The organism is Streptococcus sp. M143 (assembly GCF_000162495.1).
In the GTDB taxonomy this organism is placed as follows: Bacteria; Bacillota; Bacilli; order Lactobacillales; family Streptococcaceae; genus Streptococcus; species Streptococcus dentisani.
In genome coordinates this window covers 675,475-683,880 of record NZ_GG730097.1, presented here as the reverse complement: position 1 = coordinate 683,880, position 8,406 = coordinate 675,475, and the positions used below count along the sequence as shown (strand labels likewise).

General features: G+C 40.6%; 11 protein-coding genes, 2 pseudogenes and 1 other annotated feature. Of the genes and pseudogenes, 8 read left to right on the top strand and 5 right to left on the bottom strand.

Annotated features, from left to right (window positions below; all coding sequences use genetic code 11):
• Nucleotides 1-370: 370 nt before the first annotated feature.
• Nucleotides 371-559 (top strand): type II toxin-antitoxin system HicA family toxin, encoded by a 189-nt coding sequence (locus HMPREF0850_RS09990; RefSeq protein ID WP_001131502.1) that lies wholly within the window; start codon nucleotides 371-373, stop codon nucleotides 557-559.
• Nucleotides 560-600: 41 nt separating this feature from the next.
• The gene (locus HMPREF0850_RS09985) at nucleotides 601-978 is read left to right on the top strand and encodes a type II toxin-antitoxin system HicB family antitoxin (RefSeq protein WP_000921488.1); all 378 of its coding nucleotides are present in this window, start codon (nucleotides 601-603) and stop codon (nucleotides 976-978) included.
• Between the two features lie 81 nt (nucleotides 979-1,059).
• Here HMPREF0850_RS09985 and HMPREF0850_RS13295 read toward each other — a convergent pair.
• A pseudogene (locus HMPREF0850_RS13295) lies at nucleotides 1,060-1,418 on the bottom strand (transposase).
• Between HMPREF0850_RS13295 and HMPREF0850_RS13180 the strand changes: the two are divergent.
• A pseudogene (locus tag HMPREF0850_RS13180) lies at nucleotides 1,397-1,598 on the top strand (hypothetical protein). The pseudogenes HMPREF0850_RS13295 and HMPREF0850_RS13180 overlap by 22 nt on opposite strands.
• On the opposite strand, the gene yidA reads toward HMPREF0850_RS13180, so the two are convergent.
• Both yidA and HMPREF0850_RS09970 read right to left on the bottom strand, forming a co-directional pair.
• Entirely contained in the window at nucleotides 1,580-2,386 is an 807-nt protein-coding gene (gene yidA / locus HMPREF0850_RS09975; RefSeq protein WP_000023534.1) for a sugar-phosphatase, read from the bottom strand. The pseudogene HMPREF0850_RS13180 and the gene yidA overlap by 19 nt on opposite strands.
• 9 nt (nucleotides 2,387-2,395) lie before the next feature.
• Nucleotides 2,396-3,703 (bottom strand): HD domain-containing protein, encoded by a 1,308-nt coding sequence (locus HMPREF0850_RS09970; protein WP_001003518.1) that lies wholly within the window; start codon nucleotides 3,701-3,703, stop codon nucleotides 2,396-2,398.
• 71 nt (nucleotides 3,704-3,774) lie between these two features.
• Between HMPREF0850_RS09970 and HMPREF0850_RS09965 the strand changes: the two genes are divergently transcribed.
• A complete protein-coding gene (locus tag HMPREF0850_RS09965) occupies nucleotides 3,775-4,152 on the top strand; it encodes a DUF1934 domain-containing protein (RefSeq protein WP_009014035.1) in 378 nt (125 codons plus the stop codon).
• A 24-nt stretch (nucleotides 4,153-4,176) separates the two neighbouring features.
• Here HMPREF0850_RS09965 and HMPREF0850_RS09960 read toward each other — a convergent pair whose 3' ends face one another.
• Complete coding sequence (locus HMPREF0850_RS09960; protein WP_000850565.1) at nucleotides 4,177-5,259, bottom strand: DEAD/DEAH box helicase; 1,083 nt, start codon at nucleotides 5,257-5,259, stop codon at nucleotides 4,177-4,179.
• Nucleotides 5,256-6,233 (bottom strand): Gfo/Idh/MocA family protein, encoded by a 978-nt coding sequence (locus HMPREF0850_RS09955; protein ID WP_000915875.1) that lies wholly within the window; start codon nucleotides 6,231-6,233, stop codon nucleotides 5,256-5,258. Before HMPREF0850_RS09955 ends, HMPREF0850_RS09960 begins: the two co-directional genes overlap by 4 nt.
• Nucleotides 6,234-6,388: 155 nt before the next feature.
• Here HMPREF0850_RS09955 and HMPREF0850_RS09950 point away from each other — a divergent pair, with 155 nt between their 5' ends.
• From HMPREF0850_RS09950 to rpmA, 4 genes are all read left to right on the top strand, one after another.
• Complete coding sequence (locus HMPREF0850_RS09950; RefSeq protein ID WP_001238361.1) at nucleotides 6,389-7,075, top strand: YoaK family protein; 687 nt, start codon at nucleotides 6,389-6,391, stop codon at nucleotides 7,073-7,075.
• Between the two features lie 64 nt (nucleotides 7,076-7,139).
• Nucleotides 7,140-7,259, top strand: a sequence feature (ribosomal protein L21 leader region).
• Nucleotides 7,260-7,292: 33 nt separating this feature from the next.
• Nucleotides 7,293-7,607 carry a 50S ribosomal protein L21 gene (rplU, locus tag HMPREF0850_RS09945; RefSeq protein WP_000109141.1) on the top strand — a complete coding sequence of 105 codons (315 nt, stop codon included), beginning with the start codon at nucleotides 7,293-7,295 and terminating at the stop codon, nucleotides 7,605-7,607.
• 15 nt (nucleotides 7,608-7,622) lie between these two features.
• The gene (locus tag HMPREF0850_RS09940; RefSeq protein ID WP_000613698.1) at nucleotides 7,623-7,967 is read left to right on the top strand and encodes a ribosomal-processing cysteine protease Prp; all 345 of its coding nucleotides are present in this window, start codon (nucleotides 7,623-7,625) and stop codon (nucleotides 7,965-7,967) included.
• 16 nt (nucleotides 7,968-7,983) lie between these two features.
• Complete coding sequence (gene rpmA, locus HMPREF0850_RS09935; protein ID WP_000916509.1) at nucleotides 7,984-8,277, top strand: 50S ribosomal protein L27; 294 nt, start codon at nucleotides 7,984-7,986, stop codon at nucleotides 8,275-8,277.
• Nucleotides 8,278-8,406: the final 129 nt, after the last annotated feature.

Genomic DNA, 8,406 nt, shown 5'->3' with positions numbered 1-8,406 from the left:
GTATACCATAAATTCATTTTTAGTAGTTTGATTTGTATAATGATTTTTTAGTCTTGAATTGTCAAATTAAGTGCACATTTTCTCTTGTGAATTTAGATAAGGATATTTAATTTATAAAAGGAAATCTTATAGTATAGTTGTGATTTTTGTATTTTTCAGTTTAAGCAAAATAGTAGTGGTATGCTATATGTTTTAGTATTTTTTATTTCTTTGACCAAACCATGACCAAAATTCAATGAATATAGAGTAAAGTAGATCAGGAATCTGGTCTATTTTATTTTGTAGTTATTGAACAAAAGAGGTCTATTTTAGCTTGAAAAATATACGCATAATGTGTATAATAGTAAATGTAAGGAGGTAACAACGATATATGCCACTTACAGGTAAAGAAATGGTGAAACTAGCTCTTGAGAATGGATGGGTTGAAGTTCGTCAAAGGGGAAGTCATCATCATTTTAAGAAAGAGGGTTTTTCTTATCTTGTCACGATTCCAGTTCATGGAAATGAAGATTTAGCAAAGGGATTGGAAAGAAAGATTCTCAAAGATTTAGGATTGTAAGTTTTACTTTCCTAAGTCTTTTTCACATCGGAGGTAGTAGAATGTTAAAAACGTATCCAGCTATTTTTCATGAAGAAGGAACAGGATATTGGGTAGAATTTCCAGAATTTGGTGGTGGTACAGAAGGAAAAAATATCGAAGAAGCGATGAAAAATGCTCGTGAAATGCTTGAAAATATTTTAGCTTCTTATATCGATGAAGGGATGGTGCTGCCTACACCAAGTGATATTCTAAAGATTGAGGTTTCAGACGGTTTTGTATCAATGATTCAAGTCGATCCTGCGCCTTTTGTGAGAAGTAACAAGGCGATTAGGAAGAATGTGACCGTTCCTGAATGGCTAGTTCGTCTTGCTGATCGAGAAAAAATTAACTATTCAGAAGTGCTGACGCAAGCGTTAGAGAAGAAGTTGCAAGTTTGATTTTAAAGAATAGTCATCTGAGACAAAATAGTTTTCAGTCACAAAAAAGCTAGAGATTTCCAATTGCGGAACTCTAGCTTTTTAATTTTGCCTCCTTCTCTTATTGTATTTTAGGAGGTTATTGGCCATAAGTACCACTCCCATATCAATTTTCACTTGAAGCTTACCTCTCAGGTTATATCTCTTCTAACCCAAACAAGCTTTTATCTGCCCAAAGACAGCTTCCACATTAATCTTACGTTGAGCGAAAATCCCTTGTAAATAGGCAAATAAAAGAGTAGCTAAGAGCATTTTAGGGTGATAAGACGGGCGGTCAAAGGCATGCTAGGAGGCGTGGAAGTGACGATCCTCCAAGGCATTGACCACTTTTTCAATAGTAAAATGAGATGGTCTTGTGGTAAGAAAGAAGGGACTTCTAGTGGTAAAGTTGTTTGATTTATGTTCTAGTGAATATGCATGAGAATAGCCTTTCTAAATGCTTTATTGAGCAATTCTATTTTACCAAGACTATCGCAACCATGCAAAAAAGCAACGGTAAATCCGTTGCCTTTTTTGAAGCCACGGGATTATTGTCCCAGGTTCTTCGTCTATTCTTACCTTTTTACAATACCCATGTATGAATAGCATGGGCTACGCCAGATTCGTCATTTGTTTTAGTGATGTATTTGGCGATTTTTTTGAGTTCTGGATTTCCATTTCCCATAACAACGGGATTACCCACAACTTCCAGCATGGCGCGGTCATTTTCTTCGTCCCCGATCGCCATGGTTTCATCTTTGGTCAATCCTAGTTTTTCTGCCAGGTGTGTAATGGCTGAGCCCTTGTCAACATTCTTTTTAAGGAGTTCGAGGTAGAAAGGAGCAGATTTGTTGATAGAGTAGCGTTCGTAAAATTCTGCTGGGATTTTTTCAATTGCAGCATCGAGAATTGCTGGTTCGTCGATAAACATACACTTGACGATTTCTTTGTCAGACATTTCTTCAGGAGTACGGTAGAAGATGGGCATGCTGACGAGGGTTGATTCGTGCACCGTGTATTTTCCGATATCGCGATTGGCAGTGTAGATACCATCCTTTGTAATAGCGTGCATGTGGACACCGAGCTTGCGACTGAGGAATTCCATATCCAGATAATCCTCATAGGTCAAGGATTCGCTGATAATTTCATGACCGGTAGCAGTTTCTTGGACAAGGCCACCGTTGAAGGTTACTACATAGTCACCCTCGTCTCTCAACTGCAAGTCGTCCAGAAGTTTGGCAACACCTGCAATGGGACGACCCGTTGCAATGACGACCTTGACGCCAGCTTGTTTGGCATCTTGGATGGCGGAAAAGACTTCAGGAGTGATTTCCTTTTGACTGTTGACTAGGGTACCATCGATATCGACGGCAATTAGTTTAATACTCATAAATTTCCTCTATTCGTTCTTATTTGGGGTAAAATGATCGTTCTCAATCAAGTGTAAAAATTGCTGAGTAATGCTTGCGAAGATACTGTTTTGGTCCAACATTTCTTTAGGAAAATAGAAACGATTGTCCCCATGGCGGCTGCCAGCAAGGGATTGGACGATAGGGGACAGGCTAGAGAGTTCTGCCAGTTCACCATTTTTTTGTAGAATCTCAATCTGAGTCCGTGGATTTTCAGATTCGGGACGATAGATATCATAAGGGAGGTCAAAGTTCTTATGAATGGCTGTATAGTAGTCGGGATCAAAACCGATTTCTTCAACCAGTTGTCTCATGGTTGCGAGTTGGTCTTGATCTTCTTGAGAAAAAGTAATGGATTTAAAGACCTTGCGGTTGACAAAACGTTGCGACAAGTCGGCTAGTATTTTGTCAGGACTGCTCATCCAGAGTTGGAAGTAGGTATTCATCACGCCATCATCTAGAGCCAGATAGTCAGATAGAGTAACTTTCTTTTCAAAAAAAGGCAGGAGATGTGGAGAAGTGCGTGCAAAGAAGTCTTTGTCCTCAGGGTAGAGTTCCTTTGCACGCTTGAGAAGATTCTGTAGGAGAACTTCCATGGCCCGTGTTGCTGGGTGGAAATAAACCTGCATATACATCTGGTAACGACTGAGGACATAATCTTCGATGGCATGCATGCCATTGCGCTGAAAGGCGATGCCATTTTCGACAGGACGAATGACTCGAAGGATTCGTGTCAGGTCAAATTCCCCATAAGATGCTCCTGTAAAATAAGAGTCGCGCAAGAGATAGTCCATGCGGTCTGCATCAATCTGACTAGAAATGAGCTGTACGACCTGCTTGTTAGGGTAGGTATGATCGATGACACTGGCTACCTTCTCCGGGAAATCGGGTGCTACTTGTAGCAGAACTTGGTGAATCTCTGTCTCAGGACTTTGAATGATTTCCTGAGTAATGGCCTCATGATCTGTATCAAAGAGATGTTCAAAAGTATGCGAATAGGCACCATGCCCGAGGTCATGAAGGAGTGCAGCGGTCATGGTCAAGAGAGATTCAGCAGGATCCCATTCTTCAGGATATTTTTCTTCAAAAATCTCTGTGATACGACGAGCAATCTCATAGACTCCCAAACAGTGGGAAAAGCGACTGTGCTCCCCACCATGGAAAGTATAGCTGGAAGTTCCTAGCTGTTTGATACGACGCAAGCGTTGAAATTCTTTTGTATTGATCAAGTCATAGATGACCTGATTGTTTACATGGATATAATTGTGAACTGGGTCACGGAATACTTTTTCGTTCATATGACCATTATAGCAAAATCCTGTTCTTTTTGGTAAAATAGTAGGATAAGAGACAAGAAAGAGGATTTGATGTGAAGATTCGGATGCGCAATACGATTCAGTTTGATGAGCAGTTGGAAGTGATTGACCAACTTTATGACGTGGAAGTGCATGAAAAAGGGGATTTTAGCTATCTGCTTTTTTATAATGAGGAAAAAGAAAAAGTAGTTATTAAATTCCATGGTCAAGAACTGGTGATGACCCGTTTTTCCAATCCGAAAACCATTATGCGTTTTCTCAGGGATAGTGATAGTTTAGCCTATATTCCGACTCCAATGGGAATGCAAGAGTTTATCATTCAAACGAATCACTACAAACTGGATGGGCAAAAGATTGAGCTCGCCTATCAACTGCAAAACCAAGAGGGACAACCCTTTGCCAGCTATCAATTAGAAATTACTTGGGGATAAGGAAAAGGTTGGCGAATGCCAACCTTATTTGATATAGAGTTCTTGATTTTTTAGGACAATTTCACGCACACTTGCGAATTTCTTGAGTTTTTTAAGTTCTTCAGGACGGGTTACGAGAGTGATAACATAGCCCTCTTTACCCATGCGACCTGTACGGCCAGCGCGGTGAGTGTAGGTTTCCATATCTCTAGGGACGTCGAAATTGACAACACATTCCAAGCTATCGATATCAATTCCACGAGCCAGAAGGTCAGTTGCAAGGAGAAGAGTTAGTTGCTTGTTCTTAAACTTTTCCAAGATAACTTTTCTAAACTTGACATTGACATCACTAGCGAGGGAAACAGCCAAGATATCCCGATACTGTAGTTTTTCCTCTGCGTTTCCAAGGTCTGAGAGGCTGTTAAAGAAGACCAGACCACGAAAATCCTCTACATGAGCTAACTTTCGTAGCATATCCACTCGGTGACGTTGGTCTACCTGCATGTAGAAATGTTGAATGTTGTCCAACTTTTGGTCAGAAAGATCGATGGTGCGCGTGTTTGGTGCAATATTTTCTTGGTCAAACTTGGTCGTCGCACTCATGTAGATGAGTTGATGGTCACGAGGTGCGTAGTGAGTGATTTTCTCAACAAAGTGAATCTGAGAATCATCGAGCAACTGGTCAAATTCATCTAGGATGATGGTTTCCACATTCATCATCTTGATTTTTTTCAATTTAATCAACTCAAAGATACGGCCAGGTGTTCCAATCAGAATTTCTGGTCCTTTTTTAAGACGTTCAATCTGGCGTTTTTGACTGGAACCTGATAAGAAGAGCTGAGCAGTCAAGCCGATAGCTTCTGCCCACGTTTTACACACGTCAAAAATCTGTCCAGCCAGTTCGGTATTTGGTGCTAGAATCAAGAGCTGCTGGGATTTTTTCTTTTTCAGTCTGAGTAGACTTGGGAGTAAGTAAGCGAGGGTCTTACCAGTTCCTGTTGGGCTCACTCCTAGGAGATTTTCTCCAGCAAGAATAGGCTCAAATAGTTGAGTTTGAATGGGGGTAAATTCTTGGAAACCGAGCTGGTCGCTCAGTTCTTGCCATTCAGTCGGTAGTTTGGTTTTCATTTTTCTGCCTCAAATCTAATGCCAGCAGTCTGGCGCATAGTATATAGTAGCTCATGAATAGAGCTTGCATCATCCAGCCAAGTCTGGTAGATCGTCTGGTCTGGTTGCTGGATCATCTGAGCAAACGCAGCAACTTCCTCAGTCATCGTATGAGGAGCCTGTTGGATAGGGAGTTGAACTTGATTTCCTTGGTGGTCGCTAAAAATAGCTGAGCAGACATGTTCAATCGTGTTGAGGGTCAAGGTTCCATCTGCTGTGTAAATCTCACAAGGAAGATTGGAAGTGATGTTTTTCCCAGCTTTGATATGAACTTGAAAGTCTGGGTAGAAGAGGATACCGTCTCCATTCAGGTCAATGCTATTGTCAAGCTGTTGTGCCTGATAAGTCGCGGCTTGAGCCTTTCCAAAGAGGCGAATAGTAGCATAGAGAGGATAAATCCCCAAATCCATAAGGGCTCCACCAGCAAAACGATCTGAAAAGACATTTGGCGTCTGCCCAGCTAACAAGTCCGGCATTTTGGATGAATACTTAGCATAATTGAAATCAGCTCCCAACACTTGCTTGTCTGCCAAAAAATTTTTGATAGTGGTAAAAGCTTCCTCGTGGTAATTACGAGCTGCCTCAAAGATAAAACAATTATTTTTCTCAGCTGTCTGTCTCAAATCCAGCCATTCTTGTGGCTGCGTGACAGCTGGCTTTTCAAGAATGACGTGCTTACCAAAAGACAAGGCAGTCTTGGTTTGCACAAAATGCAAGGAGTTTGGACTGGCGATATAGACTACATCAAAGGAAGATTTAAAGAAGTCTTCTAATTGATTAAAGAGTTGGATATTCTGATAGCGAGAAGCAAAGGTTGCGGCAGTTTCTCGTTTTCTAGAATAGACTGCGACTAGCTGGTATTCTCCGCTAGCATGGGCTGCTTCTATGAAATGATGGCTGATAGCCCCTGTTCCGATGACACCTAATTTAAGCATAAATACTCCTTTTCCGACTTCAATTCCTTCCTTCATTATAACATACAAAAGAAGGACTATCCAACAGATGGTAAAAATTTTCAAATGGACTACGCTTTTCTCAAAGAAAGTGGTACAATATTTAGATAAATAGATGAAATGAGAAGGGGGAGAAAATGAGATTATTACCAATAAGAAAAATATCACGTCAGTCTAAAAGACTAGCGCTTTTTTTGACTTTTTGTGCAGGATATGTCGATGCCTATACCTTTATCGTGCGAGGGAATACCCTAGTAGCAGGCCAAACTGGGAATGTCGTCTTTCTCTCTGTAAGACTCATTCAACACAATGTGTCAGATGCCAGTGCCAAAGTAATGACCTTACTTTCCTTTATGATGGGGGTCTTTTTACTGACATTGTATAAAGAAAAACTACGAATAGTTAAAAAGCCGATTTTGTCCTTGATACCACTCGCGGTCTTATCCATAATCATTGGGTTTGTTCCCTTGTCAGTAGACAATATCTACTTAGTCCCACCTTTAGCCTTTTGTATGGGATTGGTGACAACAGCCTTTGGAGAAGTTTCGGGGATTGCCTATAATAATGCCTTTATGACAGGGAATATTAAACGAACCATGTTGGCTTTTGGGGATTATTTTCGAACCAAGCATACGCCCTTCCTACGTGAAGCCTTGATTTTCGTTAGCCTACTTACCAGCTTTGTTCTGGGAGTTGTCTTTTCAGCCTATTTGACGGTTTTCTATCATGAAAAGACGATTCTAGGTGTTCCAGTGATGATGAGCATCTTTTACCTCAGTATGCTTTTTGCTTCTTGGAAGAAAAAAGGGAAAGAAAAAGCTTAAATTTGATTGATTTTACTTGTAAGAAAAAAGAAGATATGCTATACTTGAAGAGTTGACTATGCACAGTCCTGTGCAACCGCACGAACATCGTTGCTCGTCGTATAACAAATTTAAACTTTGTCATACTTAGAGCTCATATACTAAGTGGTTCGTCCCACGATGCTAGGCGAGTCTTCACAAAATACGGGGAAACCCAAAAAATCATAGGAGGTGCATAATGAGCACATACGCAATTATCAAAACTGGCGGAAAACAAGTTAAAGTTGAAGTTGGTCAAGCAGTTTACGTTGAAAAATTGAACGTTGAAGCTGGTCAAGAAGTTACTTTTAACGAAGTTGTTCTTGTTGGTGGTGAAAACACTGTTGTCGGAACTCCACTTGTTGCTGGAGCTACTGTAGTTGGAACTGTTGAAAAACAAGGAAAACAAAAGAAAGTTGTTACTTACAAGTACAAACCTAAAAAAGGTAGCCACCGTAAACAAGGTCACCGTCAACCATATACAAAAGTTGTCATCAACGCAATCAACGCTTAATTTTAAGGAGAACACATGATACAGGCAGTCTTTGAGAGAGCCGAAGATGGCGAGCTGAGGAGTGCGGAAATTACTGGACACGCCGAGAGTGGCGAATACGGCTTAGATGTTGTGTGTGCATCGGTTTCTACGCTTGCCATTAACTTTATCAATTCCATTGAGAAATTTGCAGGCTATGAACCAATCTTAGAATTAAACGAAGATGAAGGTGGCTATCTGATGGTGGAAATACCAAAAGATCTTCCTTCACACCAGAGAGAAATGACCCAGTTATTCTTCGAATCATTTTTCTTGGGTATGGCAAACTTATCGGAGGACTCATCTGAGTTCGTCCAAACCAGAGTTATCACAGAAAACTAACACGGAGGAAAACATTATGTTAAAAATGACTCTTAACAACTTGCAACTTTTCGCCCACAAAAAGGGTGGAGGTTCTACATCAAACGGACGTGATTCACAAGCGAAACGTCTTGGAGCTAAAGCAGCTGACGGACAAACTGTAACAGGTGGATCAATCCTTTACCGTCAACGTGGTACACACATCTATCCAGGTGTAAACGTTGGACGTGGTGGAGACGATACTTTGTTCGCTAAAGTTGAAGGCGTAGTACGCTTTGAACGTAAAGGTCGCGATAAGAAACAAGTTTCTGTTTACCCAATCGCTAAATAAAAAGGTCCAGTGAACCTTTTTATACCGAGCCTTAAAATGAAAAGGCGAGGAAGCTCTAAGTAGCATTAAATAAGGCTTTCCGAGTTTTCGGAGAGCCTGTTTTTTATTTTGGTACCCATCTTTTTTTAA